This is a genomic window from Xanthobacter wiegelii, assembly GCF_043193855.2.
Taxonomy (GTDB): domain Bacteria; phylum Pseudomonadota; class Alphaproteobacteria; order Rhizobiales; family Xanthobacteraceae; genus Xanthobacter; species Xanthobacter flavus_A.
Genome location: NZ_CM195529.1, coordinates 1,247,692 through 1,274,320, shown reverse-complemented (window position 1 = coordinate 1,274,320; position 26,629 = coordinate 1,247,692). Strand labels below are relative to the sequence as shown.

The window sequence follows — 26,629 nt, the reverse complement described above, 5'->3', positions numbered from 1 at the left end:
CACTCAAACAGCGTCAGACGCTGGTCGGATAGTTGGGGCTCTCGCGGGTGATGGTCACGTCGTGGACGTGGCTCTCGCGCAGGCCGGCCGAGGAGATGCGCACGAAGCGGGCGCGCTCGCGGAACTCCTGGAGATTGGACCCGCCCACATAGCCCATGGCCGCCCGCAGGCCGCCGGCGAGCTGGTGCAGCACGGCGCCGACCGGCCCCTTGTAGGCCACCTGCCCCTCGATGCCTTCTGGCACCAGCTTCAGGGTGTCGCGCACCTCGGCCTGGAAGTAGCGGTCGGCCGAGCCGCGGGCCATGGCGCCCACCGAGCCCATGCCGCGATAGGACTTGTAGGACCGGCCCTGGAACAGGAAGACCTCGCCCGGGCTCTCGTCGGTGCCGGCGAGGAGCGAGCCCACCATGGCGGCGGAGGCGCCCGCCGCCAGTGCCTTGGCGAGATCGCCGGAGAACTTGATGCCGCCGTCGGCAACCACCGGCGTCCCCGTGGCGAGCGCCGCCTCCACCGCGTCCATCACGGCGGTGAGCTGGGGCACGCCGACGCCGGCGACAATGCGAGTGGTGCAGATGGAGCCGGGGCCGATGCCGACCTTCACCGCATCCGCACCCGCATCGATCAGCGCCTTGGCGCCGTCGGAGGTGGCGATGTTGCCGGCAAGGATCTGGGTGCGGTTGGAGAGCTTCTTGATGCGCTCCACCTGGTCCAGCACCTTGCGCGAATGGCCGTGGGCGGTGTCCACCACCACGAGATCCACGCCCGCGTCGATCAGACGCTCGGTACGCTCGAAGCCGTCCTCCCCAACGGTGGTCGCGGCGGCGACGCGCAGGCGGCCCTGCTCGTCCTTGGCGGCGCTGGGATAGGCCACCGCCTTCTCGATGTCCTTCACGGTGATGAGGCCGACGCAGCGGTCGTCAGCATCCACCACCAGCAGTTTCTCGATGCGGTACTGGTGCAGGAGGCGCTTGGCCTCGTCCTGATTCACCTGCCCCTCGCGGACGGTGACCAGACGGTCCTTGGTCATCAGTTCGGCGACCCGCTGGCCGGGATCGCGGGCGAAGCGCACGTCGCGGTTGGTGAGGATGCCGACCAGGCGGCCGGCGATGCCGCCGGTGCCCCGCTCCACCACCGGAATGCCGGAGATGGAATAGCGCTTCATCAGGTCCAGCGCGTCGGAAAGCGGCTGGTCGGGATGGATGGTGACGGGGTTCACCACCATGCCCGATTCGTACTTCTTCACCTGCCGCACATGCTCGGCCTGCATCTCCGGCGAGAGATTGCGGTGGATCACGCCGATACCGCCAGCCTGCGCCATGGCGATGGCGAGACGCGATTCGGTCACGGTGTCCATCGCCGCGGAGATGATCGGCATGTTGAGGCTGATGGTCTTGGTGAGCTGGGTGGAGATATCCACCTGGCCGGGCATCACCTCGGAGGCGCCGGGCGTCAGCAGCACGTCGTCGAAGGTCAGCGCCTCGCGGAAGCGCGAGCGGCTGTCGATCGCGGACGAATGCGCAGTCCCATTGGGGGTTGTCATGGCCAACTCCTGGTGGCGGCGCGGAACGCGACCGCTGGATCGGGGCCGGAACGAGAGACTGAGCCTGGACCAGACCTTTGGGCTGGCCGCGGGGCTCCGGCACCTCGCTACGAGTTGGCAGTGGCCGATACCATGGGTGCGCGACGAATAGAAGACCTGTTGCGAGGGATTCGCTGCAGGGCACGCATGCGCCGCACGAGGGGCCGGAAAAGCCGCCCCTCAGCGGGTGATGAGAATCAGCGTGTTGCCCGCCCCGTAGGTCTGCACCAGGGAATAGAGGGTCGCGGCATTCGAGGGGTGCAGCCGCACGCAGCCGTGGGAGGCCGGCGCGCCGAGGCGGCTCACCTCATAGCTGCCGTGGATGGCATACCCGCCATTGAAGAAGATCGAGTAGGGCATGGGCGAGTTGTAATACTTGCGCGAGAAATAGCTGCGGTACATGCGCTGGGGTCGGTAAGCCCCGGTGGGCGTGACATAGCCCCGGCGGGCGGTGGAAACCGGCCAGGAATAGTGCGGCATGCCGTTGACGCTCACGGTCATGGTCTGTCGCGACAGGTCGATCCGCGCCACCACGGCCGCTGCGGCGGAGGCCGGCCCGGCCAGAGCGAAACTCACGAGCATGGCCGCGAGGAGCGCGGCGGCCAGCCAGATCAAAAGGCGGGACTTGCGCAGAACCGCCCCCACCTTGCCGGCGCGCGGTGGCACAACCAGCGCTTCGAACATGTTCGCTGACCTCCCGTCAGCCATAGTGCCACGCTTGGGGACGCGTGCAAGATGTCGCTGGCCCGGGCGACGCCCACCGGTTGCCAGAAACCGCCGCCCCGTTTCCAACCGGCTCCGTCATCACTAATGTCCGCGCGTCGGCGGCGGATGCGCCCCCGCCTCAGGAGACCCGTTCCATGGTGATGATGCTGTTCGGCCTCGTCGTCTTCCTCGGCATCCATCTGGTGACGACGGTCAGGGGCCTGCGCGCCAGCCTCATCGGCACGCTGGGGGAAGGTCCCTACAAGGGCTTCTATTCCCTGCTCGCGGCGTCCGGCCTGCTGCTCACGGCCTATGGCTATGCGCTGTGGCGCGCCTCCGGCCCCATGCAGGTGTGGAACCCGCCTGTGGGCATGCGCCATCTGACGCTGCTCTTGATGCTGTTCGCCGCCATCGCCATCGTCGCCGCTTATGTCCCGAGCCATGTGAAGGCCTGGCTCAAGCACCCCATGCTGGTGGGCGTGAAGACCTGGGCCGTGGCACACCTTCTCGCCAATGGCGACATCGCCTCCATCGTGCTGTTCGGCGCGGTGCTGGCCTGGGCGGTGTTCGACCGCATCTCGGTGAAGCGGCGCAACCTGCCCCCGCCCGTCGCGCCGAAAAACTGGGCGGGTGACGCGCTGGTGGTCGGCGGGGGGCTGGTGCTCTATCTCGCCCTCGCCTACCTATTTCATCCCTACGTCGTCGGCGTGCCGGTGATGTGAGAGCAGCGCGGCCGTCCAGAGACACGAACAAGAACAACAGTCAGGTGAGGACGGCTCCCGCGGGAGCCGGAAATGCCCCCGGCCGTGCCGCCGCCCCGGCGCCGGCCAAGCCAAGAGGAACGCCATGTCCATTCAGGCCGACGCCCGCCGCGTCACCGCGCCCGAGATCCAGGCCCGCAAGGGGGGCGAGCCCATCGTGTCGCTCACCTCCTACCATGCCCACACGGCCCGCCTGCTCGACCGCCACGTCGACGTGATCCTCGTCGGCGACAGCCTCGGCATGGTGATGCACGGGCTGGAGACCACTGTCCCGGTGACCGTGGAGATGATGATCGTGCACGGCCGCGCCGTGGTGCGCGGCACGCAGCGTGCGCTCATCGTCGTGGACCTGCCCTTCGGCAGCTACGAGGCGAGCCCGACCGAAGCCTTCCACACCGCTGCCCGCGTGCTCAAGGAGACCGGCGCCGGCGCGGTGAAGCTCGAGGGTGGCCGGCGCATGGCCGACACCGTGCGCTTCCTGGTGGATCGCGGCGTGCCGGTGATGGGCCATGTGGGCCTCACCCCGCAGGCCATCAACACGCTCGGCTCGTTCAAGGCGCGCGGCCGCGACGATGCCGAGGCCTCCATCATCCTCGACGACGCCCGCGCGGTGGCCGAGGCCGGTGCCTTCTCGATCGTGCTGGAGGCCATCGCCGAGCCGCTTGCGCGCCGCATCACGGAGGAAGTGCCCTGCCCCACCATCGGCATCGGCGGCTCGCCGGCCTGCGACGGGCAGATCCTCGTGCTGGAGGACATGCTGGGCCTCGGCGACCGGGTGCCGAAGTTCGTCAAGAAGTACGCCAATCTCGGCCCGGCCATCGAGACGGCGGTGGCGACCTATGCCGAGGAGGTGCGCGCCCGCACCTTCCCGGCCAAGGAGCACACCTACGCCCCCCGGCTGGTGGACAAGCCGGCCAAGGCCTCCTGATGGGGTGGTCGCGCTCGGCGGTGGGACGGCCCATCGCCCGCCTCGCTTTCCTCCTGTCTCTCGCGCTCGCCCCGGCGCTCCTCGGCGTGCGCCCGGCGGCCGCGGCGGAGGATTGCCTGCTGGTGACCGACCTCGACAGTGGCCGGGTGCTGGCAAAACAGGGGCTGTGCGCCGCGCGCCATCCCCCCAACTCCACCTTCAAGGTGGTGCTGGCGCTGATGGGCTATGACGCCGGCATCCTCAAGAGCGACAGCAAGCCCGTCCACGAGCCGCCACCTGGCGCGGACCTCGAACGGGAGGTGACGCGCGGCCCGCAGACGCCCCGATCATGGATGAAGAATTCCGTGGTCTGGTATTCCGAGGTGCTCGCCGCCGAGCTCGGACGCGAGCGGATGGCGCAGTACCTCAAGGCCTTCGCCTACGGCAACGAGAACATGGGCGGCGTGAAGGGCGAGGCGGAGCCCGGCAAGCGCTACTGGATCTCCTCCTCCCTCGTCATCTCCCCGCGCGAGCAGATCGACTTCCTGCGCCGCATGCTCAAGGGCGAACTGCCGGTCTCGGCCGAGGCCGTGGACGAGACCATCCGCATCATGGCCATCGATGAGCAGCCCGCCGGGTGGGTCACCTTCGGCAAGACCGGCTCGGGCTTCGGCCGCTTCCCGGATGGGCAGATCGACCGGTCGCGGCCGTTCGGATGGTTCATCGGCTTTGCGAAGAAGGACGGCCGCACCGCCGTGTTCGTGCGCTACACCTCCCTCGACATAGCCTCTCCCGAATCGCTCGGGCTGGTGGCGCGCCGGCAGACGCTGGCGGCGCTCGTCCCGGTGCTGTCGGCGCAGGCCCCCTGAGCCCGCGGGCGGAGGTCCACACCAAGACGCCCCGAGGAGTTTCGCGTGCCCGTCTCCGCCATCGTGTCGGCCTTCGTTGCGGCTCTCGTGGGCTTCGGCGGCACCCTCGCCCTCATCCTCTCCGCCGCCGCGGCGGTGGGGGCAAGCCCGGCGCAGGCGTCCTCCTGGGTGGCGGCGCTCTGCCTCGCCATCGCGGGATCGAGCGCGTTCCTCTCCGTCCGGCACCGCATGCCCATCATCACCGCCTGGTCCACGCCGGGCGCGGCCCTGCTTGCCGCTTTCGGGGCGGGGATCGGCATGGAGCGGGCGGCGGGCGCGTTCCTGGTGGCGGGACTGCTGATGGTGGCCTGCGCGGCGGTGAAGCCGCTCGGCACGCTGGTGTCGCGCATTCCCGTGGCGGTGGCGGCGGCGATGCTCGCGGGCGTGCTGGTGCGCTTCGTCACCGCCCTCGCCGAGCACGCCGCGAAGAGCCCACTGCTGGTACTGCCGGTTGTGGCGGCCTTCTTCCTGACACGCCGGCTGGCGCCCAGCTGGTCCGTTCCGGCGGCGCTGGTGGCCGGAATCGGCGCGGCGCTGGGGTCCGGCGCCGTGGGTCAGATGCCGGCGCTCGAACTCTCGGCGCTGGTGTGGGTGACGCCGGAATTCGACGGCGGCGTGCTCATCAGCATCGCCCTGCCGCTTTTCCTCGTGACCATGGCGTCGCAGAACCTGCCCGGCTTCGCCGTGCTCACGGCCAGCGGCTATGTGCCGCCGGTGCGCTCCATCCTCGCCACCACCGGCATCGCCTCACTGCTGACGGCGCCGTTCGGTGCCCATGCATCGAATCTTGCGGCCATCACGGCGGCGCTCTGCACGGGGCCGGAGTGCGATCCCGATCCCCGGGCGCGGTGGAAGGCGGGGCCCGTCTATGCCCTGTTCTACCTGCTGCTGGCGGCGGCCGGCGCCTCGCTGGTCGCGGTTTTCGCGGCGCTGCCGCCGGCTCTGGTCGCCACCATCGCCGGGCTGGCGCTGATCGCTCCCCTCACCGGCTCGCTCACGGCGGCGCTCGGCGTGGAGAAGCACCGCACGGCCGCCATCGTGACGTTCGCCACGACCGCCTCGGGCGTGAGCGCGCTCGGCCTCGGCGCTCCGGTCTGGGGGCTCGTCGCCGGCCTCGCGGTCTTCGCCATGGATACGGTTCGCCGCCGCTGACCCCAGGGCACGCGCCGATCTGATTGCATCGCAATCAGATCGGATCACGCGTTCTCTTACTTGGGGTTAGAGTGCGACAAGAAAAACCCCGCAGGCGACGGGCGCCCGCGGGGTGGGAGGATGTGCGGCCGGCCCGCAGGCCGGCGGCTGACGCTTCAGCTGTTGAGCGCGTCAGCTGTTGGCCTTGCGGGCCTTCATCTGCTGCCAGATGGCGATGACCTCGCCGACGAAGCCGCGGCGGAACAGCGAGACGGCGAGGACGAAGATGACGCCCTGGATCACCAGCACCCACTCGCCGAGGCCGGCGAGATAGTTCTGCATGGTCACGATCACGGCCGCGCCGACCACGGGGCCGAGCACGGTGCCCATGCCGCCCACCAGCGTCATCAGCACCACTTCACCCGACATCTGCCAGGCGACGTCGGTGAGCGAGGCGAGCTGGAACACCAGCACCTTGGTGGAGCCGGCGAGACCCGCGAGGGCCGCCGAAAGCACGAAGGCGAGCAGCTTGTACTGGTTCGCCCGGTAGCCGAGCGAAATGGCGCGCGGCTCGTTCTCGCGGATCGCCTTCAGCACCTGCCCGAAGGGGGAGTAAATGGTGCGGTAGATGACGAAGAAGCCGAACAGGAAGATCGCCAGCACGAAATAATAGAGGTGGATGTCCTGGCTGATGTCGATGAGGCCGAACAGCGGGCGCCGCGGTACCGCCTGGAGGCCGTCCTCACCGCCGGTGAACTTCGCCTGCAGGCAGAAGAAGAAGAACATCTGCGCCAGGGCCAGCGTGACCATGGCGAAGTAGATGCCCTGCCGGCGGATGGCGAGCAGGCCCGCCAGCAGCCCCAGCACCACCGAGAAGGCGACACCCGCGAGGATGGCAAGCTCCGGGGTGAAGCCCAGCACCTTGGTGGTGTGGGCGCAGACGTAGGCCGACCCGCCGAAGAACATGGCGTGGCCGAACGACAGGAGGCCCGTGTAGCCGAGCAGCAGGTTGAAGGCGCACGCGAACAGCGCGAAGCACATCACCTTCATCAGGAACACGGGATAGACGCCGAACGGTGCCACCAGCAGCACGGCCACCGCGGCGACGGCGAACACGATCATGGTGCTGGAGCTGCCGCCGGACGTGGCGGGGGCGGAAGCGGAATGGGTCGCGGAGCTCATGTAGCAGCCCTCACTTGGCCGTGCCGAAGAGGCCGGCGGGCTTCACCATGAGCACGATGGCCATGATGACGAAGATCACGGTGGACGAGGCCTCGGGATAGAAGACCTTGGTCAGGCCCTCGATGACGCCGAGGCCGAAGCCGGTGACGATGGCGCCCATGATGGAGCCCATGCCGCCGATCACCACCACGGCGAACACCACGATGATCAGGTTCGAGCCCATGGTGGGGCTCACCTGATAGGCCGGGGCGGCGAGCACGCCGGCGAGCGCGGCGAGGCCGACGCCGAAGCCGTAGGTGAGCGTGATCATGCGCGGCACGTCGATGCCGAAGGCCTGCACCAGATCCGGCCGCTCGGTGGCGGCGCGCAGGTAGGAGCCGAGCTTGGTGCGCTCGATCACGTACCAGGTGGCGATGCACACCACGAGGGAGGCCACCACGACGAAGGCGCGGTAGTTGGGCAGGAACATGAAGCCGAGATTGGTGCCGCCCGGCAGGGGATTATTGTAGGGCAGGCCCGAGGAGCCGTACTGCCGCCGGAACAGGCCCTCGAGGATGAGGGCGAGGCCGAAGGTGAGCAGGAGGCCGTAGAGATGATCGAGATGGTATAGCCGTTTGAGCAGCGTCTTCTCGATGAGCATGCCGATGATCGCGACGATGATCGGCGAGAGCACCAGCGCCCCCCAGAAGGGGATGCCGGCATAATTGAGCAGCATCCACGCCCCGAACGCGCCCATCATGTACTGGGCGCCGTGCGTGAAGTTGATGACGTTCAGAAGGCCGAAGATCACCGCGAGCCCGAGGCTCAGCATGGCGTAGAAGGCGCCGTTAATCAGGCCCAGCAGCAATTGCCCGAACAGGGCCTGGGGGGGAATGCCGAGAAGCTCGAACATCGAAGACCCGTCTCGTCAGGAGGAAACGGCGGAAACCGCAAGTGACAACCGGAACACAGGAACCGGACTTGGTGGAGGCCCGGGCAGGCCCTGAGAGCCTGCCCGGTCCGGGTGCTGGATCAGCCCTTCTTGACGAGGGGGCAGTCGCCCTCGCCGATGGGGCGGAAAGCCTCGTTGGCCGGGATGGTGCCCTTGAGGGTGTAGTAGTCGTAGGGGCCCTTGGACTCCGACGGCTTCTTCACCTCATAGAGATACATGGGGTGAATCTGCCGGCCGTCGGCCCGCACTTCGCCCTTGCCGAACAGCGGATCGTCGGTGGGGATCTTCTTCATCTCCGCCACCACGGCCGCGCCGTCCTTGGCGGACTTCAGCGCCTCGACCGCCTTGAGATAGTGCAGCACGCCCGAATAGACGCCGGCCTGCACCATGGTCGGACGCTTGCCGCCGTTGGCCGCTGCGAAGGCATCGGCGAACTTCCGGTTGGCGTCGGTCTGATCCCAGTACCAAGCGGAGGTCAGGTTCAGACCCTGCGCCACCTTGAGGCCGAGGGAATGCACGTCGGTGAGGAAGATGAGGAGGCCGGCGAGCTTCTGGCCGCCCTCGACGATGCCGTATTCCGACGCCTGCTTGATGGAATTGATGGTGTCGCCACCGGCATTGGCGAGGCCGATGATCTTGGCCTTGGACGACTGCGCCTGCAGCAGGAACGAGGAGAAGTCGGAATTGTTCAGCGGCACCTTCACAGCGCCGACCACCTTGCCCCCGTTGGCCTTCACCACCTCGGAGGTATCCCGCTCGAGCGCATGGCCGAAGGCATAGTCTGCAGTGAGGAAGAACCAGGTGTCGCCGCCGTTCTTCACGATGGCCTTGCCGGTGCCGTTGGCCAGCGCCCAGGTGTCGTAGGTCCAGTGCACCGTGTTCGGCGTGCAGGCCTTGCCGGTGAGGTCCGAGGTGGCCGCGCCGGAATTGATGAAGACCTTGTTCTTTTCCTTGGTGACGGTGTTCACCGCGAGAGCGACGCCGGAATTCGGAGTGTCGACGATCACATCCACGCCATCCACGTCATACCACTGGCGGGCGATGGAGGTGCCGACGTCGGCCTTGTTCTGGTGATCGGCGAAGATCACGTCCACCTTGAGGCCCTTGGCGGCGGCGCCGAAGTCCTCGACCGCCTTCTTGGCGGCCCAGACGGAGCCCTGGCCGCCGAGGTCGGCATAAAGGCCAGACTGGTCGTTGAGCACGCCAATCTTGACCGGAACCTGGGCCTTGGCGGCGCCAGCGGCAACGACGACGCTGGCTGCGGCCAGCAATACGGCTGCAAGACGCATAATGTGTCCTCCCCTCCGGCTGGAACCGGATTTTCTCGCTGTCAGGAACCCGGCGTCAGACGCCGAGAAAGGCTTCGAGACGTGCCGCGTTTTCCGCGATCTTGTCATTTTCCACCATGTCCACCACGCGACCGTGCTCCACAACATAGTGGCGGTCGGCGACAGTGGAAGCGAAGTGGAAATTCTGTTCCACGAGCAGCACCGTGAACCCCTTCTTCTTGAGGTTCCGGATGATCTCGCCGATGTGCTGCACGATCACCGGCGCAAGACCCTCGGAGGGCTCGTCGAGCAGCAGGAGCTTCGCCCCGGTGCGTAGAATGCGGGCGATGGCCAGCATCTGCTGCTCGCCGCCCGAAAGCTTCGTGCCCTGGCTGTTGCGGCGCTCTTCGAGCCGCGGGAACAGCTCGTGAACCTCGTCGACGGTCAGGCCGCCGGGCAGCACCACGGGGGGCAGCAGCAGGTTTTCGCGCACGGAGAGCGAGGAAAAGATGCCCCGCTCCTCCGGGCAGATGGCGATGCCGAGCCGGGCGATCTTGTTGGGCGCCAATCCAACCGTTTCAGTGCCCTGATAACGGATGGAACCGGCGCGCTTGCGCAGCAGGCCCATGATGGCGCGCATGGTGGTGGTCTTGCCGGCGCCGTTGCGGCCCAGCAGCGTCACCACCTCGCCCGGATGGACGTCGAAGGTCATGCCGTGCAGCACATGGCTCTCGCCATAATGGCCGTGCAGGTCCTTCACCTCGAGGAGGGGCGTTCCATTCGCGGCCATCTCAATGCGCTCCACCGGTGCCCATGTAGGCCTCGATCACCTGCGGGTTCTTCGACACTTCGGAATAGGGGCCTTCGGTGAGGATCTCGCCGCGCGCCAGCACGGTGATCCGGTCCGAGAGATTGGCCACGACCGAAAGGTTGTGCTCCACCATGAGGATGGTGCGGTTGGTGGAGACGCGCTTGATGAGATCCGCCGTGCGGGCGATGTCCTCGCGGCCCATGCCGGAGGTGGGCTCGTCCAGCAGCAGCATTTCCGGCTCGAGCGCGAGCGTGGTGGCGATTTCCAGCGCGCGCTTGCGGCCGTAGGGCAGTTCCACCGCCAGGTGCCTGGCGTATTGCGTCAGGTCCACGTCGGCGATCAGCTCCATGGCGCGGTCGTTGAGCGCATCGAGGCTCTTCTCCGACTGCCAGAAATGGAACGAGTTGCCGATGGGCCGCTGCAGCGCGATCCGCACGTTCTCAAGCACCGTGAGGTGCGGGAAGGTGGCCGAGATCTGGAACGAGCGGACCATGCCCAGCCGCGCCACATCCGCCGGCGGCGTGCGCGTGATGTCGCGGCCGTTCAGCTTGATGGTGCCGCGTGTCGGCTCCAGGAATTTGGTAATCAGGTTGAAGCAGGTGGTCTTTCCGGCACCGTTCGGCCCGATGAGGGCGTGAATGGTGTGCCGACGGATCCTGAGGTCAACGTTCTTGACCGCAGCGAACCCTTTGAATTCCTTCGTGAGACCCGATGCTTCAACGATGTAGGGCACGTCTGAGACGCTGTCCATGATCGTAAGGCGCCCTCGCTGTTCCCCGGCCGCACGTCGCACGCGACGCACTCCAGCCGACCTCCACACAAAAGGCACCTTGTCCGGTGCGCTTGATCTTGGGCGCAAGCTATCATGCTCCGCCGCGAGTGCGTCAATAGACCGGGCGGGCGCCGAATGTCTAGCTCGATCTTACCGCTATTGCCTGACCGACGCTGCGTAAGACGGTATCCACAGGCTCCGCCCGCGAAGGTTGAGAATAAGCACTCCACTCGACCTAATCTCTTCATGGCGCGACGGCGTGACCGCCGCCGCGCTCCTCAAGATCTGTTCCGCGGGCCGGCGCGGGCGTCACGCTTTCGGCGTGCGAGCCTGGGCGTGGTATTCTTCGTTCGGGCGCATGTCGGTCGCCGAGGCGATGCGGTTCGACATGTTGAAGAAGCCGACCACGGCGCCGATGTCCCAGATGTCGCGCTCGGAAAAGCCGACCCGGCGCAAACCCTCGCGGTCCTCTTCCTCGACCGCATGCGGACTCTCCGTGAGCTTGGCGGCGAAGTCGAGCATCGCCCTGCGGCGCGGGTCGAGGCGGGCGGCGCGATAGTTCATCACCATCTGCTCGCCGAGGATAGGATCGCCGGAGAGCTGGCGCACCGCCGCGCCGTGCGCCGTGAGGCAGTAATAGCAGCGGTTGATGCTGGACACGACCACGGCGATCATCTCCCGCTCCAGCTTCGACAGGCCGGAGGGGGCGAGCATCAGATCGTTATACATGCCGGCGAAGGCATTGAGCTTCGCCATGTCCAGCGTATAGGCCTGCAGCACGTTCGGAACGAAGCCGATCTTCTCGACGCATTTGTCGAAATACGCCTGATTGGCCGCATCCAGCTCGGCGGGAGGAATGGCGAGGGCGATGGCGGGAAGATCGTCACGCCGGCGCGCGGGTTCGGTCGCAGGAACAGACGCCTGCGGTGCGGGTTTTCTTGTGGAAGACTTTTTCTCCGAAGACTTGGACTTCTGCGGCGCCGCCTTCGTTTCGGGCCTGCCTTTATTTGTGGCAGTCGCGCTTTTGCCCTTTTCCACGCCCACCGCTGCCTTCACTTTCGATGCCATAGGGTCGCCTCGTCATTCCAGCGTCGCCGCTCCGGGCCACAAGGTCATGCTCGCCGGACGGCTGAACCAGCGCAACCCGCGGCAACACAGTGAGGAAAGGCCATGAACGTCATGGGATTTCAAGCCGGTGCGCACGGACTCCACGACGAGACGGCTCTGGCCGCGGTAAAGGCGCTCATCGAGCGCGAGGCGCCTCACCTGCCGGCGGGCTTCGCCGACATCTTCCTCGCCGCCGTGGCGCCGGAAGATCTGGCGCCCCTCCCCCCGGCCTGCGTCGTGCTGCTGTTGCGCGAGGCGTGGGCCCATGTGGCCGGGCGCCCCAAGGGACAGCCGAGCGTGCGGGTGTTCAACCCGGCCCTGCCCGGCCCCGCCATCACCGTCATCGAAGCGGTGAACGACGACATGGCCTTCCTGTTCGATTCGATCGCGGGTGAACTCGCTGATCGCGGGCTGGTGGTGAAGCTCGCCGCCCACCCCATCCTCCATGTGGAGCGCGACGGCGACGGCGCGGTGCGCGGGCTTGAGGCGCCCGGCCCCCACGGCCTGTCCGAGGGAAACCGCGAAAGCCTCATCCACATCCATGTCGCGGCCATCGACGACAGCGCAGTGGGTGAGCTGAAGGCCGGTCTGGAGCGGACGCTCGCCGATGTCCGCGCCGCCAATCTCGATTTCTCCGCCATGCGCAAGCAGGTCCGGAGCCTCTCAAAGGGATACCGGCGCGAGAAGCGCCCCTACGGCGACGAGGCCCGCGAGGAGGCCGCCGACGTTCTGGAATGGCTGACCGAGGAGAATTTCATCTTCCTCGGCTTGCGCCATTACGAATTGACCGAGGACGGCCTGAAGGCGGAGGAGAACAGCGGCCTCGGCATCCTGCGCGATCCCGATGTCCAAGAACTGCGCCTCGGCGACGCGCCGGTGGTGACCACGCCCGAGATCCGCGCCTTCCTCGAAGGCCCCACGCCGCTGCTCTTCACCAAGGCGAGCCTGCGCTCGCGCGTCCACCGGCGGGACGTGATGGACTATGTGGGCATCAAGGCCCACGACGAGAAGGGCCGGCTCATCGGCGAGGTGCGCCTCATCGGCCTGTTCGCCTCCACGGCCTACACCCACTCCCTGCGCGAAATTCCCTATCTGCGCCTCAAGGCGGCCTCGGTGATCCGCGGCGCGGGGCTTGAGCCGGACAGCCATTCGGCCCGCGCGCTCTCCACGGTGCTGGAGACCTACCCGCGCGACGACCTGTTCCAGATCGACGTGGCGACGCTGCTCGGCCACGCCCGCGAGATCCTCTCGCTCTATGACCGGCCGCGCCTGAAGGTGCTGGCGCGGGCAGACCGGTTCGACCGCTTCGTCTCCGTGCTCACCTTCCTGCCGCGCGAGCGCTTCGACGCGCAGGTGCGCGACCGCGTGGGCGCGATCCTTGAGACGTCCTACGGCGGCACGGTCACGGCCTTCGAGCAGGAATTCGTCGCCGGTCTTCCGCTGACCCGGGTGCATTACGACATCGGCCGCACCGAGGGGCGCATTCCCGAGGTGGACAAGGGCGAGCTGGAGCGGGCGGTGGCGGACGCCATCCTCACCTGGCGCGACCGTCTCTCCGCTGCCGTCACGACGACGCCCGGCATCGAAGCCGGGGACGCGGCCCGCCTCGCCCGCCGCTACGTGGAGGCGTTCGATCCCGGCTACCGCGCCGCCTACGGCGTGCCGCGCGCCCTCGCCGATATCGAGCTGCTGGAGCGCCTGTCGGAGGAGCGGCCCGTCGCCCTCGATTTCTACCGCCGGGAGGGCGACGACAACCGGCGCATCGCGCTGCGCCTCATCTCCTTCGGTGCCCCCCTGCCGCTGGCGGCGCGCGTGCCCATGCTGGAGAACATGGGCCTCAAGGCCATCAACGAGCGCACGTTCCGCATCGAGCCCGCCGGCGGCCCCAAGAGCTGGGTGCACGACATGTCGCTGGAGCGGGCGGACGGCGGCTCCATCTCGGTGGAGGGCTCCGCCGTGCGCCTCGAGGACTGCCTCAACGCCGTGCTGCGCGGCGCGGCGGAGAATGACGGCTACAACGCCCTCGTGCTCGATGCCGGCCTCAGCTTCCGCGAGGCGGCGCTGGTGCGCGCGCTCGGCCGCTACCTGCGGCAGGCGGGCATCCCCTTCTCGCAGGACTACATCTGGCAGACGCTGAACCGCCACGGCAGCCTCGCCCGCGCCATCGTCGGCCTGTTCCACGCCCGCTTCGACCCGGCTCTGGACACCGCCGCCGAAGCCCGCGCCGCCCGCGAGGCGCCCCTGCGCGCGACCATCGACGAAGCGCTAGCCGACGTCTCCAGCCTCGACGAGGACCGCATCCTGCGGCGCTTCGTGAACCTCGTGGATGCGGCGCTGCGCACCACCTATTACCAGAAGGATGCGCAGGGCCGCCTGCGCGAGCCCATCGCCATCAAGTTCGAGAGCGCGAAAGTGGAGGGCCTGCCTTTGCCCCGCCCGCTCTACGAGGTGTTCGTCTATTCGCCCCGCGTGGAGGGCGTCCACCTGCGCTTCGGCAAGGTGGCGCGCGGCGGGCTGCGCTGGTCCGACCGGCCGCAGGATTTCCGCACCGAGATCCTCGGCCTCGTGAAGGCGCAGCAGGTGAAGAACGCGGTCATCGTGCCGGTGGGCGCCAAGGGCGGCTTTGTGCCCAAGCGTCTGCCCGTGGGCGGCACGCGCGAGGCGGTCTTTGCCGAGGGTACGGCGGCCTATGAGGTGTTCGTCTCCTCGCTCCTCGACCTCACCGACAATCTGAAGGGCGGCGCCGTGGTGCCGCCGGCCGACACGGTGCGCCTCGACGGGGATGATCCCTACCTCGTGGTGGCGGCCGACAAGGGCACGGCCACCTTCTCCGACACCGCCAATGCCATCTCGGAGCGGCACGGCTTCTGGCTCGACGACGCATTCGCGTCCGGCGGCTCGGTCGGCTACGACCACAAGGCCATGGGCATCACCGCCCGCGGTGCCTGGGAAGCGGTGAAGCGCCACTTCCGCGAGATGGACATCGACATCCAGACGACGCCCGTCACCGTGGCTGGCGTCGGCGACATGTCCGGCGACGTGTTCGGCAACGGCATGCTCTTGTCCTCGGCGCTGAAGCTGGTGGCGGCGTTCGACCACCGCCACATCTTCCTCGATCCCGATCCGGACCCGGCCACCTCGTTCACCGAGCGGCGCCGCCTGTTCGATCTGCCCCGTTCTTCCTGGGCTGACTACAACGCCGGCCTCATCTCGAAGGGCGGCGGCATCTTCCCGCGCAGCGCCAAGAGCATCGACCTCTCCGAAGAGGTCCGCGCCCTGCTGCGCTTTCCGAAAGCCAGCGCCACGCCGGCGGAGCTGATCAACGCCATCCTGAAGGCGCCGGTGGACCTCTTGTTCTTCGGGGGCATCGGAACCTATGTGCGCGCCTCCACCGAGACCGACGCCCAGGCCGGCGACCGCGCCAACGACGCGGTGCGTATCGCCGCCGCCGATCTCAATGCCAAGGTCATCGGCGAGGGCGCCAACCTCGGCATGACCCAGCGCGGGCGCATCGAGGCGGCGCGCAAGGGGGTGCGGCTCAATACCGACGCCATCGACAATTCCGCCGGCGTGAACACTTCCGACGTGGAGGTGAACATCAAGATCGCGCTGGCCAAGCCCCTGGAGATGGGCGACCTCAGCATGCCCGACCGCGCGGCGCTGCTGAAGCAGATGACGGACGAGGTGGCACGCCTCGTCCTCGTCAACAACTACGACCAGACCCTCGCCTTGTCCCTCGCCCAACTGAAGGGCGCGGATGACCTCGCCTTCCAGCAGCGCCTCATGCAGATGCTGGAGGCGCGGGGCGAACTCGACCGCGCGGTGGAGTTCCTGCCCTCCGACGCCGAGATCGCCGACCGGCGCTCGCGCGGCGAGCACCTCACCCGGCCCGAGCTGGCGGTGCTCCTCGCCTATGCCAAGCTCGCCCTGAAGGACGATCTCCTCGGCTCCAGCGTGCCGGACGATGCCTATCTCTCCGGCGAGTTGGTGCATTACTTCCCGCACGAGCTGCAAGAGCGCTATCCCCACGCCATCGAGACCCACCGGCTCCACCGCGAGATCATCGCGACGGGCCTCGCCAACGCCATCGTCAACCAGGGCGGCCCCTCCGCCATGGCCCGCATCTCCGACCAGACCGGCGGGGATGCCGCTTCCATCGCCCGCGCCTTCGCGGCGGTGCGCGACAGCTATCACCTGCCGGAACTGACCGCCGCCATCGACGCGCTGGACAACAAGGTGGACGGGCACGTCCAGCTCCAGCTCTACGCGGCGGTGCAGGACCTGATGGTGGGACGCACCATCTGGTTCATCGGCAACGTCTCCTTCGCGGACGGCATCGCCGGGGTGGTGGAACGCTACCGTAGCGGCGTCGCGGCGGTCGCGGCCGCGCTCGACGAGAGCCTGCCGGACGTCTGGCGCAAGGACCGCGCCGCGCGCATCTCGGATCTCGTTTCCCAAAGCGTGCCGGAAGAGCTGGCCCGCCGCGTCGCCTCCATGCCGGCGCTCGCCGCCGCCTCGGACATCGCGCTGATCGCCGAGACCACGGGCAAGGCGATTCCCAGCGCCGCGAGCACCTTCTTCGCGGCGGGTCGCTACTTCGCCATCGACGACCTGCTCACCCAGTCGCGCAGCATCCTTGCGCCCGACTATTACGACCGGCTGGCGCTGGACCGCTCGCTGGCGCAGCTTGAGACCTTCCTGCGTCGCATCACCGAGGCGATGCTGGCCGAGGGCGTTTCCGGCGAGGCTGCCGTGGACGCCTATGTGGGCCGTCGCCGCGAGGAGGTGGAGCGCATGCGCCGCACGGTGCGCGACATCGCCCAGTCCGGCCTCAGCCTGTCCAAGCTGACGCTGGCCGCGAGTCTGCTGGGCGATCTGGTCAAGGGATGAGGCGACGGCTTTCGGGCCGCGCCAGTTCCTTCAGGCCGCCCCGGCCCGCGCCGGGACGGCCGTCGGGGCGGCCGCTTCAGGCGTTGCCTCGACCTGTGCAGCCTCCACTGCGCCCTTCACGGTGGAGACCGCAGCCGCCTCGCCCTGAAGCACGGGCGGCGGCCCCTCGGACATGAAATCCGCCACCATCACGCGGCGCCGGGCCGAGGGGTCGCGGTTCAGGCTGCGGATGGTGTAGCGGCGATGCGCGGGGGTTGCGGGGGACAGATAGGCGAGGATGATCGCCTCCGCCTGTCCCGACGCCAGCCGCCGCGCGCCGCCGGGCGGGGCCGCCTCCGCCTGGATGCCGTCCGCCATCAGCCGGTAGACGAGCAGCAGCCCCGCCGCCTCGTCGAGAGCCGATCGGGCGGGCAGCACCAGCACGCGCGGGCCTTCGGGCCGGGGACCGGAGTCCTCCTCGGCATCTGCCTCCTGCGTCAGCCTCTCTTCCGGCTCCGGCAGATGGTCGAGCAGGTCGGCCAGGGTGTCACGGATGCGCTCCTGCCGGCCGGCGTCGAGCGCGCCGCGCGCGGCATCGCGCTGGGCGAGCTTGAGGGCCGGCAGCACCACGCCGTCGCAATAGGCGTCGAGATCCTTCTGCCGCAGCACCTCCTCGGCGGCGGCCGCCGCTTCCACGGGGTCGGCGGCCAGAAGGCGCTGGTAGAGCAGTTCACTGTCCGAGAGGGGCGGCCGGTCGCCCAGCGCCACGTCGATGAACTCAAGGCTTTCCACATGGCGCCCCAGCACAACCAGGCACAAGGTGAGCGGGGTGGAGAGCAGGAGGCCGATGGGGCCCCACAGCCAGGTCCAGAAGGTGGCAGCGGCGATCACCGCCACCGGCGATAGGCCGGTGGAGCGGCCGTAGAGCAGCGGCTCGATGACGTGGCCCACCAGTGGCTCCACCACGATGAACAGGGCGGCCGCCGACAGCACCATGGTCCAGCCGGGATCGACCGCCAGCGCGAAGCCGATGGGCAGAGCCGCCGCCACGGCGGCGCCGATATAGGGCACGAAACGCAGCACCGCCGCGGCGATGCCCCACAGGAGCGCGCTCGGCACCCCGATGAGCCACAATCCGACGCCGATGACGGCGCCGAAGGAGGCATTCAGAGCCACCTGCGCGAGAAAGAAGCGCGACAGCCGGCTCGCGGCGTCGTCGAGGGCGGCCGTGGTGCGCTGCATGTCGTGCGCGCCGGCCAGCCGTACCACACGGTTTCGCAGATCCTCCCGCTGGAACAGGATGAACAGCACGAAGATGAAGATGATGCCCAGCGTGGCCAAAGGGTGCAGCAGCGGCGCCATGACCGTTGAGAGGGTCCCGAGCGTGCCCGGCGGCGGCTGCTTGATCTCGACCGGAATCGGGCGACCGTCGGTCGCGGCAAGGAGCCCCTCCTCGCCCTGCCCGGGCCGCGGCGCCTCCAGCTCACGCCCGAGATCCTGCAGCATGTCCATGGTGCGCTCGAAGGTGCCGGAGCCTCCCGTCGCATCCTTGATGGATCGGATCTTCTCGCTGAGATTGATGCGGTACTTCGGCAGTTCGGCGACAAGGTCGGTCACCTGAAGCGCCAGCACGCCGCCGAGCGCGATCAGACCCACGAAGGTGACGACGACGACGCTGGTGACCGCGGCGGAACGCGGCACCTTGATCCCGCGCAGCACGCGGATCACCGGCGCCATCACGAACGACAGCAGGATCGCCACCGCGATGGGCACGAAAACCTCGCGCCCGACATAAAGCACGGTCACGATGGCGATGGCGGCAAAGAAAGCCAGCACCCGGTCCCGACCGGGAAGATCAGTGCCGCCGACCGGATCGGAGAACGACGGGTCACGGGACTGCAGCATCGCCGGCTCTCCACGGGCGCCTCGGCGCCGATATCAGGTGCTCGCGGCCGCAGGTGCCGCCCATGCACAACGCTGCAACGTGGCAGTTGATCCATGGGAAAGCGGCCGAAGGAACAAAAGGTGCGGGGAACGCCGGGCTCGACCTTGGCGTTGGTTCGGCGGCATTGCCGCAAGGAGCGAAGCGCCATGTACATCTACCGGGTGGTCTGGCGGGCTGGAGGCGAGGACGATCCGCTGCACGTGCGCGACAAGCGGCCGCCGAAGGCCATCGCCCGCGATCTCGTCAAGGACGGGTATCTCGTCACCGAGGTGGTGACGGTGCGCGCGGCCTCATCGGCCTTCAAGGACGACGAGGGCAACGCGGTGCAGGAGGATTTCTTCTCCGCCGCGCCCGTGGGCTCTGCCGTGCTGGTCGCCTCCGCCGTCGCCGCACTGGTGGAGCATGTGGTGCCGGCCGGTGCCGAGCCCATGCCGGAATTTACCGCCTGAGGCGAACTCAGACCGGCAGTTTAGGCTGGGGACGGTTTCCATCGTGGGCGGCGGCTGCCATGGTGCGCCGTCGTTTGCCAGCCATTGCGGATCGCGCCCCTTGTCCTCCTCCCGGCCCGCCTCCCGCCTCCCACGCCGGGCCGTGGCGGGGTGGATCCTGTTTGATCCGGCCTGCCAGCCCTATTTCACCCTCATCACCACCTTCATCTTCGCGCCCTACTTCGCCTCCGCCGTGGCGCCGACACCGGCCGAGGGGCAGAGCCTGTGGGGCTTCGCCACCGGGGCGGCCGGGCTTGTCATCGCCGTCTGCTCGCCCATCCTCGGCGCGGTGGCCGATGCCTCCGGACGGCGCAAGCCATGGATCGCGGCGTTCGGGCTGATGCTGATGACCGGCGCGGCGCTGTTGTGGTTCGCGGTGCCGGGGGATACCGCGCGCATCCCGCTGGTGCTGGCCGCCTTCGCCATCGGCACCATCGGGGTGGAGTTCGCCACCGTCTTCAACAACGCCATCATGCCGGACCTCGTGCCGCCGGAGCGGCTGGGCCGTCTCTCCGGCATCGGCTGGGCGGCGGGCTATTTCGGCGGGCTGGTGTCGCTGGCGCTGATGCTCTGCTTCTTCTCCACCGCGCCGGACACTGGCCTCACCCTCATCGGCCTGCCGCCGGCGCTCGGGCTCGACGCGGCGAGCCGCGAGGGGGACCGCTTCTCCGGCCCCCTGACCGCCCTGTGGTTCGCGGTGCTGGTGCTGCCCATGTTCCTGTTCGTGCCCGACCGCGCGAAAGGTCTGGCGTTCCGCGCGGCGGTCGCCAAGGGCTTCGGGGAAATCCGCGGGCTGGTGCCGAAGCTCAAGGCGCGCCCGCCCCTCGCCCGCTTCCTCCTCGCCAACATGATCTACGCGGACGGGCTCGTCGCCCTGTTCGCCTTCGGCGGCATCTATGCCGCCGGCACCTTCGGCTGGGGCTCCATCGAGATCGGCATCTTCGGCATTCTGCTGACCATCACCGGAACGGCCGGAGCGCTGGCGGGCGGCTGGCTGGACGATGCTTTCGGCCCGCGCGTGGTCATCCTCGGCGCGCTCCTCGCGCTGCTTTTCGCCTGCGTCGGCCTGCTCTCGGTGGACCGGGGATCGATCCTGTTCGGCCTCGTGCCCACTGCGCCGGGGACGGGGCTCTACGGCACGCTGCCGGAGAAGGTCTATGTGGGCTTCGGCCTCCTCATCGGCGCGGTGGCCGGCCCGCTGCAGGCCGCCTCGCGCACGCTGCTGGTGCGCCTCGCGCCGCCGGAGAATATCGGCGAATGCTTCGGCCTGTTCGCCCTCTCAGGCAAGATCACCTCGTTCGCGGCGCCGACCACGGTCGCCATCGTCACCGCCCTCACCCAGAGCCAGCGCGCGGGCGTGGCGGTGCTGGTCGTCTTCTTCGGAATGGGCGCCGTTCTTGTCGCAGGCGTGCGCGCGCCCTTGCGGGCGGGCGGCGGACAGGCGAAGGATGGCGCCGAAGCGTCAGCCGGGCGCGCAGGGAGGGACCCATGACCATCCGCTCCATCCGCTTCGATGCCAATCCGCCGCTCGATCTCAATGCGGCGACGACCGTGCATGAATGGTATCAGGACCGCACCGGCGCTTTTTCCGCCGGCTTCTGGGCCTCCGCGCCGTCGGAGCTTCAGGTGAGCTATGACGAGGACGAGTTCTGCGTCCTCATCGAAGGCACGGTCGAACTCACCGACGCTTCCGGGCACACGGAGACATTCGTCGCCGGCGAGTCCTTCGTCATCCCGTCCGGCTTCAAGGGGATCTGGAAGAGCGTGACGGCAGTGCGGAAGTTCTATGTCGTGCATCTGCCTCCGGCGCACGACGAGGCCGCGAAGGCCTCGCCCGCCCTTCCCGATGCAGCGGCCGACCTCGCCGGAACCTGACATGCACCGGGAACCGCCGGCCCGCACGCAGGTTGCCCTTTTCGAGACCATGTTTCGGAAGGAGGTTCGCCATGTCGATCCGACTGCAACTCGCCGCCATGTGCTTCATGATGATCCAGGCGGTCACGTTCTTCGCCGGCCTGCTGGCGCTGCTGCTGTCGCCGCTGGCGCGCGAGGCCATGAGCCTCATGCCCTTCGTGGTGATCGGATCGGCGGTGGTATCTGCGCCCCTGTCCTGGTGGCTGGCGCCCCGGCTGAGGGCGCGGACCTGGCGGCGGGAGGGCACCGTCGAACTGCTCAGGTGACGGACGGGCCTTGGCCGCAGCACGGCCAAGCTCGCAATCCGGCGCGTGCGATGCCATTTTGTTCCCTTGAGCGAATCACGCGCACCGAGACCTTTTGCATTGAGACCGCCTGAATCCCCGCGCCGGCCCGGGCCTGATCCCGCCGGAGCGCCAGAGCTTCCCGGCCTGAAACCCGGCGGCATCGCCGCGCGGGCGCGCGCCGCCATCGCGCCCGCCGGGCCGCAGGCGTCCTATCTCGCCGGCCTTAATCCCGAGCAACGCGAGGCGGTGGAAACGCTCGACGGTCCGCTTCTGGTGCTGGCTGGGGCCGGCACCGGCAAGACCCGCGTGCTCACCGCCCGCGTCGCCCATATCCTCGCCTCCGGCCGCGCCTTCCCCTCGCAGATCCTCGTGGTGACTTTCACCAACAAGGCCGCGCGGGAGATGAAGGACCGCATCCACGGCATGGTCGGCGACCAGATCGAGGGGATGCCCTGGCTCGGCACCTTCCATTCCATCGGCGTGCGCATTCTTCGCCGCCACCACGAGCTGGTGGGACTGAAGTCGGGCTTCACCATCCTCGACACGGACGACCAGATCCGCCTGCTGAAGCAGCTCCTCGCCGCCGAGAACATCGACGAGAAGCGCTGGCCGGCGCGGCTGCTCGCGGCCACCATCGACGGCTGGAAGAACCGCGGCCTGTCGCCGAAGGATGTGCCGCCGGGCGAGGGCGCCGTCTTCGCCAACGGCAAGGGCGGCATGCTCTATGCCGCCTATCAGGCACGGCTCAAGGCGCTGAACGCGGTGGACTTCGGCGACCTGCTGCTGGAAGGCATCCGGCTGTTCCGCGAGAACCCGGACGTGCTCGCCGAATACCACCGCCGGTTCAAGTACCTGCTCGTGGACGAGTATCAGGACACCAACGTCGCGCAATATCTCTGGCTGCGCCTCCTCGCGCAGGGTTCGAAGAATGTCTGCTGCGTCGGCGACGACGACCAGTCCATCTATGGCTGGCGCGGCGCCGAGGTGGACAACATCCTGCGCTTCGAGAGCGATTTTCCCGGCGCCAAGGTCATCAGGCTGGAGCGCAACTACCGCTCCACCGGCCACATCCTCGCCTCCGCCGCCCACCTCATCGCGCATAACGAAGGGCGGCTCGGCAAGACGCTGTTCTCCGAAGGCGACGAGGGCGAGCGCGTCAGCGTGACGGGCGCGTGGGATTCCGGCGAGGAGGCCCGCGCCGTCGGCGAGGAGATCGAGACGCTGCAGCGCGCCGGGCATCGCCTCAGCGAGATCGCCATTCTGGTCCGCGCCTCCTTCCAGATGCGCGAGTTCGAAGACCGTTTCGTCACCCTGGGCATGCCCTATCGCGTCATCGGTGGCCCGCGCTTCTACGAGCGGGCGGAAATCCGCGATGCGCTGGCCTATCTGCGCTGCGTGAACTCCACCGCCGACGACCTCGCCTTCGAGCGCATCGTCAACGTGCCCAAGCGCGGCATCGGCGATGCCACGGTGAAGCAGATCCACGATGTCGCCCGCGCCGCCGGCGTCCCGCTTCAGGAGGCGGCGCGCGTACTGACCGAGAGCGAGGAGCTGAAGCCAAAGGTGCGCGGCACCCTGCGCGGGCTCATCCAGGCCTTCGAGCGCTGGCGCGAGCAGGCCCGCACCCTGTCCCACACCGAGATCGCCGAGATCGTGCTGGACGAGAGCGGCTATACGGAGATGTGGCAGAAGGACCGCTCCGCCGAGGCGGCCGGGCGGCTGGAAAACCTGAAGGAACTCGTGCGCTCCATGGAGCCTTTCGAGAACCTGCCCGGTTTCCTCGAGCACATCTCCCTCGTCATGGACGTGGACAACGGCGCCGGCGAGGATGCGGTGCAGGTGATGACGCTGCATTCCGCCAAGGGGCTGGAATTCGACACCGTCTTCCTGCCCGGCTGGGAGGAAGGCCTGTTCCCCCACCAGCGCGCGCTGGACGACCAGGGCAAGGCGGGGCTGGAGGAAGAGCGACGGCTCGCCTATGTGGGCATCACGCGCGCCCGCGCCTCCGCCCGCATCTGGTTTGCCTCCAACCGGCGCATCCATGGCATGTGGAACTCCACCGTCCCCTCCCGCTTTCTCGACGAGCTGCCCGACGCCCATGTGCGGGTCGAGGAAAGCCGGGGTGGCATGGGCTGGGGCGGCTCCTCCTATGGCGGCGGCGGCAGCTACGGCCAGAGCCGGTTCGACCGGGCGGAGCCCTTCGCCGCCTCCTCCTACTCCACCCCCGGCTGGCAGCGGGCGCAGACCCAGCGCGGGCGGTCCGACACAGGCGGCGGACGTGGCGGCTTCTCCGAGCGCGGCGGACGCTATGATGCCGGCGCGTCGGCGCGGCGCGGGCCGATGGTGATCGAGGGCACGCTGGTGGCGTCCTCGTCCGCCCCCTCGTCCGCCTTCAAGCGCGGCGAGCGGGTGTTCCACATCAAGTTCGGCTATGGCGAGGTCACGGGCATCGACGGCAACAAGCTGACCGTGCAGTTCGACAAGGCCGGCGAGAAGAGGGTGGTGGATACCTTCGTCGAGAAGGCCTGACGCAAAATTCGCGGGCGACGATGAAGGGCGCCTCATGCCGGCCGGGCATCCTTCATCTCCGCCCCGATCTTTTCCTAGCGTCGCCCGCGCTGCAGACCCAGAGCGATGATCGCACTCAACATCCTCCTCCTCGGCGCCGAAATGCTGGTGTATTTCGGCGCCATGCTCGCGCTGTTCCGCCTGCGCGGCACGCTGGGCATCGGCGTGTTCTTCTGCGCGCTGGGATCTCTCCATTTCATGGAGACGTATCTCGCTGCCGCTTACTACGTGCAGCTGCCCTTCTCGGTCTCCCTGTCCCCCGGTTCTGTGGTATTATTCTCGGGAAAGCTGGCGCTTCTGCTGCTCGTGTACATTCGCGAGGATGCGCTGGTGGCGCGCCAGCCCATCTATGGGCTGTTCCTCGGCAATCTGGTGCTGCTGGCGCTCGTCTTCCTGCTGCGCCAGCACCACGTCGTACCGGCCCCCGGCGCGCCGGCGGACATCGCCTTCATGGACCAGCTCGGCGCGCTGGCGGTTTTGAGCACACTGCTGCTCTTCATCGATTCCATCGCCATGATCCTCCTCTACGAGCGCCTCTCGTCGCGCGCGAGACGGTATCCGGTAGCGGTCATCTGGGCGACGCTGGCGCTGGTGCTCACTTTCGACCAGATCGGTTTCTTTGGGGTACTGCATTTCGCGCTCGACGTGCCGCTGTCGGCGGGCATTGGCGGCTGGGTGGGCAAGATGGTGGCGGCGGGTCTCTATGCCCTCATGCTCGCGCTCTACCTCGACCGCTTCGAGATGGCGGGTGATCCGCAGCGCCCGCGCATCGCCGACGTTTTCGATACCCTCACCTACCGCCAGCGCTACGAGCAATTGGAGGTGACTTCCCGGCTCGATCCGCTCACCGGCGTTCTCCACCGCGGCCAGCTGGAGCCGCTGGGCCACGACCTCGTCGCCATTGCCCGCAAGACCGGCCGCCCCATGAGCGTGCTTCTGGTCGACGTGGACGACTACAAGGAGGTCAACGACATCCACGGCCACGCCACCGGCGACGCGGTGTTGCGGCAGCTGGCGGGCGCCATCTCCGAGAGCCTTCGGCAGTCGGACCATGTGGTGCGCTATGGCGGCGACGAATTCGCGGTGCTGGCGCCGGGCGTGTCCCATGTCTCGGCGGTGACGCTCGCCCACATGCTCAACGAAAGCGTGACGGCGCTGGCGTTGCCGGACGGCGTCCGGCAGCAGACCCTTTCCATCGGCGTCGCCACGCTGCCTGAGGACGGCCAGACCTTGACGGCACTGCTCGAAGCGGCCGACAAGCGGCTTTACGCGGCCAAGGCCGCCGGGCGCAACCGTGTGACGGGGGCGACGGGCGACGGTGGCCGCAGCGACAACGGATGACGTTTTCCCCATGCTCGAAGGCCTCCCCCCCAACGACGCCACCCATGTGATGCGGGTCGAGGCGCCGCGCCGGCAGGCGCAGCGCATCGCCGACCTGATCTCGGAGACGTTCGACCCGGCCGAGGTGGCCGTGGCCAATTTCGAGCGGACGGACGACGACTGGGTGGTGGAGGTCTATGCCGGCGCCGCCTTCGACGCGGACATGCTGCGCGAGCTGGTGGAGATCGCGGCCGGGCCGGAGATGGCCGCCGCCGTCACGTTCGGCGAGATCGAGCAGAAGGACTGGGTGGCTGCGAGCCTGGAAGGCCTCGCGCCGGTCGCGGTCGGCCCGGTGGTGGTGCATGGCGCCCATGATCGCGGACGGGTCGGCCCGCATCGCATTGGCATTGAGATCGAGGCCGCGCTGGCCTTCGGCACCGGCCACCACGGGACCACGCAGGGCTGCCTGCACGCGATCGTCCAGGCCGCGCGACAGGGACGGCCGCGGCGCGTGCTGGACGTGGGCACGGGAACGGGCGTGCTCGCCATCGCGGCCGAGCGCCTGTTTCACACGGAAATTGTAGGAAGCGACATCGATATCGTGGCGGTGCGCACGGCCAAGGCCAATGCGACGGCCAACAAGGCGCCGGGCGTGCGCATGGTGCATGCGGCCGGCGCGGGGGCGCGGGCAATCCGCATCCACGGGCCCTACGACCTGATCCTCGCCAATATCCTGCTGCCGCCCCTGAAGCGGCTGGCGCGTCCGCTGGCCTCGCTCTTGGCACCGGGGGGACGCATTGTCCTGTCGGGTCTGCTCACCGCGCAGGTGCCTGCCGCTCTGGCGGCGTACCGGGCGCAGGGGCTGCACCTCGTGAGCCAGCGGCATATCGAGGGCTGGGCCACCCTGACCCTCGCCGCGCGGTCGGGCCGGCCGCGCGGATGAGGGGACGTCTTTGGGAAAGGCTCAGTTCAGCGGGTCGCGGCCGTTGAGCTGAACATAGCGGGACAGCTCGCGCTCGGCCTGCTCCATGCGGGCGGCGATGATCGCGTCCATCAGGCGGGCGAAGAAGCCCTTGCCGCCAGCGGTCTTGCTGGCCTTGGGGGCGGCGGCGCGGGTGTTGCGCGAAAGGGTGTCGGGAGAAAAAGTAACGGCGCTCATGGAGGCCTCCTGCACTG

22 protein-coding genes are annotated in these 26,629 nt (G+C 68.4%); 12 read left to right on the top strand and 10 right to left on the bottom strand.

Annotated features, from left to right (window positions below):
• Positions 1–13: 13 nt before the first annotated feature.
• Together guaB and V5F63_RS05810 are read right to left on the bottom strand one after the other, a co-directional pair.
• Complete coding sequence (gene guaB, locus V5F63_RS05815; RefSeq protein WP_209488058.1) at positions 14–1,540, bottom strand: IMP dehydrogenase; 1,527 nt, start codon at positions 1,538–1,540, stop codon at positions 14–16.
• A gap of 219 nt (positions 1,541–1,759) precedes the next feature.
• Entirely contained in the window at positions 1,760–2,263 is a 504-nt protein-coding gene (locus tag V5F63_RS05810) for a L,D-transpeptidase (RefSeq protein WP_394029892.1), read from the bottom strand.
• A 176-nt stretch (positions 2,264–2,439) separates the two neighbouring features.
• Here V5F63_RS05810 and V5F63_RS05805 point away from each other — a divergent pair, with 176 nt between their 5' ends.
• The 4 genes from V5F63_RS05805 (at position 2,440) to V5F63_RS05790 (ending at position 6,012) form a co-directional block, all read left to right on the top strand.
• Positions 2,440–3,006, top strand: coding sequence for an NnrU family protein (locus V5F63_RS05805; RefSeq protein ID WP_394029893.1), 567 nt, complete (start codon positions 2,440–2,442; stop codon positions 3,004–3,006).
• Positions 3,007–3,130: 124 nt separating this feature from the next.
• A complete protein-coding gene (panB, locus tag V5F63_RS05800) occupies positions 3,131–3,973 on the top strand; it encodes a 3-methyl-2-oxobutanoate hydroxymethyltransferase (protein WP_209488056.1) in 843 nt (280 codons plus the stop codon).
• Positions 3,973–4,821: a penicillin-binding transpeptidase domain-containing protein gene (locus V5F63_RS05795; RefSeq protein WP_394029894.1), complete on the top strand. Its 849-nt coding sequence runs from the start codon at positions 3,973–3,975 to the stop codon at positions 4,819–4,821. The genes panB and V5F63_RS05795 overlap by 1 nt, the downstream gene beginning before the upstream one ends.
• A gap of 45 nt (positions 4,822–4,866) precedes the next feature.
• On the top strand, positions 4,867–6,012 hold the full coding sequence (locus tag V5F63_RS05790) for a benzoate/H(+) symporter BenE family transporter (RefSeq protein ID WP_209488054.1): 1,146 nt from the start codon (positions 4,867–4,869) through the stop codon (positions 6,010–6,012).
• A gap of 171 nt (positions 6,013–6,183) precedes the next feature.
• Here the strand turns inward: V5F63_RS05790 and V5F63_RS05785 are convergent, their stop codons facing one another.
• The 6 genes from V5F63_RS05785 to V5F63_RS05760 form a co-directional block, all read right to left on the bottom strand.
• On the bottom strand, positions 6,184–7,173 hold the full coding sequence (locus V5F63_RS05785; protein ID WP_209488053.1) for a branched-chain amino acid ABC transporter permease: 990 nt from the start codon (positions 7,171–7,173) through the stop codon (positions 6,184–6,186).
• A 10-nt stretch (positions 7,174–7,183) separates the two neighbouring features.
• Positions 7,184–8,065 carry a branched-chain amino acid ABC transporter permease gene (locus tag V5F63_RS05780; RefSeq protein WP_209488052.1) on the bottom strand — a complete coding sequence of 294 codons (882 nt, stop codon included), beginning with the start codon at positions 8,063–8,065 and terminating at the stop codon, positions 7,184–7,186.
• A 119-nt stretch (positions 8,066–8,184) separates the two neighbouring features.
• Positions 8,185–9,393 (bottom strand): ABC transporter substrate-binding protein, encoded by a 1,209-nt coding sequence (locus tag V5F63_RS05775; protein ID WP_209488051.1) that lies wholly within the window; start codon positions 9,391–9,393, stop codon positions 8,185–8,187.
• Between the two features lie 55 nt (positions 9,394–9,448).
• Positions 9,449–10,162, bottom strand: a complete 714-nt coding sequence (locus tag V5F63_RS05770; RefSeq protein ID WP_209488050.1) for an ABC transporter ATP-binding protein — start codon at positions 10,160–10,162, stop codon at positions 9,449–9,451.
• 1 nt (position 10,163) lies between these two features.
• Entirely contained in the window at positions 10,164–10,934 is a 771-nt protein-coding gene (locus V5F63_RS05765; protein WP_209488049.1) for an ABC transporter ATP-binding protein, read from the bottom strand.
• A gap of 330 nt (positions 10,935–11,264) precedes the next feature.
• Positions 11,265–11,825 carry a peroxidase-related enzyme gene (locus V5F63_RS05760; RefSeq protein WP_209490251.1) on the bottom strand — a complete coding sequence of 187 codons (561 nt, stop codon included), beginning with the start codon at positions 11,823–11,825 and terminating at the stop codon, positions 11,265–11,267.
• Between the two features lie 300 nt (positions 11,826–12,125).
• On the opposite strand from V5F63_RS05760, the gene V5F63_RS05755 reads away from it, so the two are divergent.
• The gene (locus V5F63_RS05755) at positions 12,126–16,952 is read left to right on the top strand and encodes an NAD-glutamate dehydrogenase (RefSeq protein ID WP_445329496.1); all 4,827 of its coding nucleotides are present in this window, start codon (positions 12,126–12,128) and stop codon (positions 16,950–16,952) included.
• Positions 16,953–16,982: 30 nt separating this feature from the next.
• Here V5F63_RS05755 and V5F63_RS05750 read toward each other — a convergent pair whose 3' ends face one another.
• Positions 16,983–18,836, bottom strand: coding sequence for an AI-2E family transporter (locus V5F63_RS05750; RefSeq protein ID WP_394102515.1), 1,854 nt, complete (start codon positions 18,834–18,836; stop codon positions 16,983–16,985).
• A gap of 186 nt (positions 18,837–19,022) precedes the next feature.
• Between V5F63_RS05750 and V5F63_RS05745 the strand changes: the two genes are divergently transcribed.
• The 7 genes from V5F63_RS05745 (at position 19,023) to V5F63_RS05715 (ending at position 26,396) form a co-directional block, all read left to right on the top strand.
• On the top strand, positions 19,023–19,325 hold the full coding sequence (locus V5F63_RS05745; protein WP_394102514.1) for a hypothetical protein: 303 nt from the start codon (positions 19,023–19,025) through the stop codon (positions 19,323–19,325).
• A 100-nt stretch (positions 19,326–19,425) separates the two neighbouring features.
• Positions 19,426–20,856, top strand: coding sequence for an MFS transporter (locus V5F63_RS05740; RefSeq protein WP_394102513.1), 1,431 nt, complete (start codon positions 19,426–19,428; stop codon positions 20,854–20,856).
• Positions 20,853–21,239 carry a cupin domain-containing protein gene (locus V5F63_RS05735; protein WP_209488044.1) on the top strand — a complete coding sequence of 129 codons (387 nt, stop codon included), beginning with the start codon at positions 20,853–20,855 and terminating at the stop codon, positions 21,237–21,239. Before V5F63_RS05740 ends, V5F63_RS05735 begins: the two co-directional genes overlap by 4 nt.
• 71 nt (positions 21,240–21,310) lie before the next feature.
• Positions 21,311–21,544: a hypothetical protein gene (locus V5F63_RS05730; protein ID WP_209488043.1), complete on the top strand. Its 234-nt coding sequence runs from the start codon at positions 21,311–21,313 to the stop codon at positions 21,542–21,544.
• Between the two features lie 66 nt (positions 21,545–21,610).
• On the top strand, positions 21,611–24,094 hold the full coding sequence (locus V5F63_RS05725) for an ATP-dependent helicase (protein WP_394102512.1): 2,484 nt from the start codon (positions 21,611–21,613) through the stop codon (positions 24,092–24,094).
• Positions 24,095–24,199: 105 nt separating this feature from the next.
• Positions 24,200–25,474 (top strand): GGDEF domain-containing protein, encoded by a 1,275-nt coding sequence (locus V5F63_RS05720; protein WP_394102511.1) that lies wholly within the window; start codon positions 24,200–24,202, stop codon positions 25,472–25,474.
• A 10-nt stretch (positions 25,475–25,484) separates the two neighbouring features.
• Entirely contained in the window at positions 25,485–26,396 is a 912-nt protein-coding gene (locus tag V5F63_RS05715) for a 50S ribosomal protein L11 methyltransferase (RefSeq protein ID WP_394102510.1), read from the top strand.
• A gap of 21 nt (positions 26,397–26,417) precedes the next feature.
• On the opposite strand, the gene V5F63_RS05710 is transcribed toward V5F63_RS05715, so the two are convergent.
• Complete coding sequence (locus V5F63_RS05710) at positions 26,418–26,612, bottom strand: hypothetical protein (protein ID WP_209488040.1); 195 nt, start codon at positions 26,610–26,612, stop codon at positions 26,418–26,420.
• Positions 26,613–26,629: the final 17 nt, after the last annotated feature.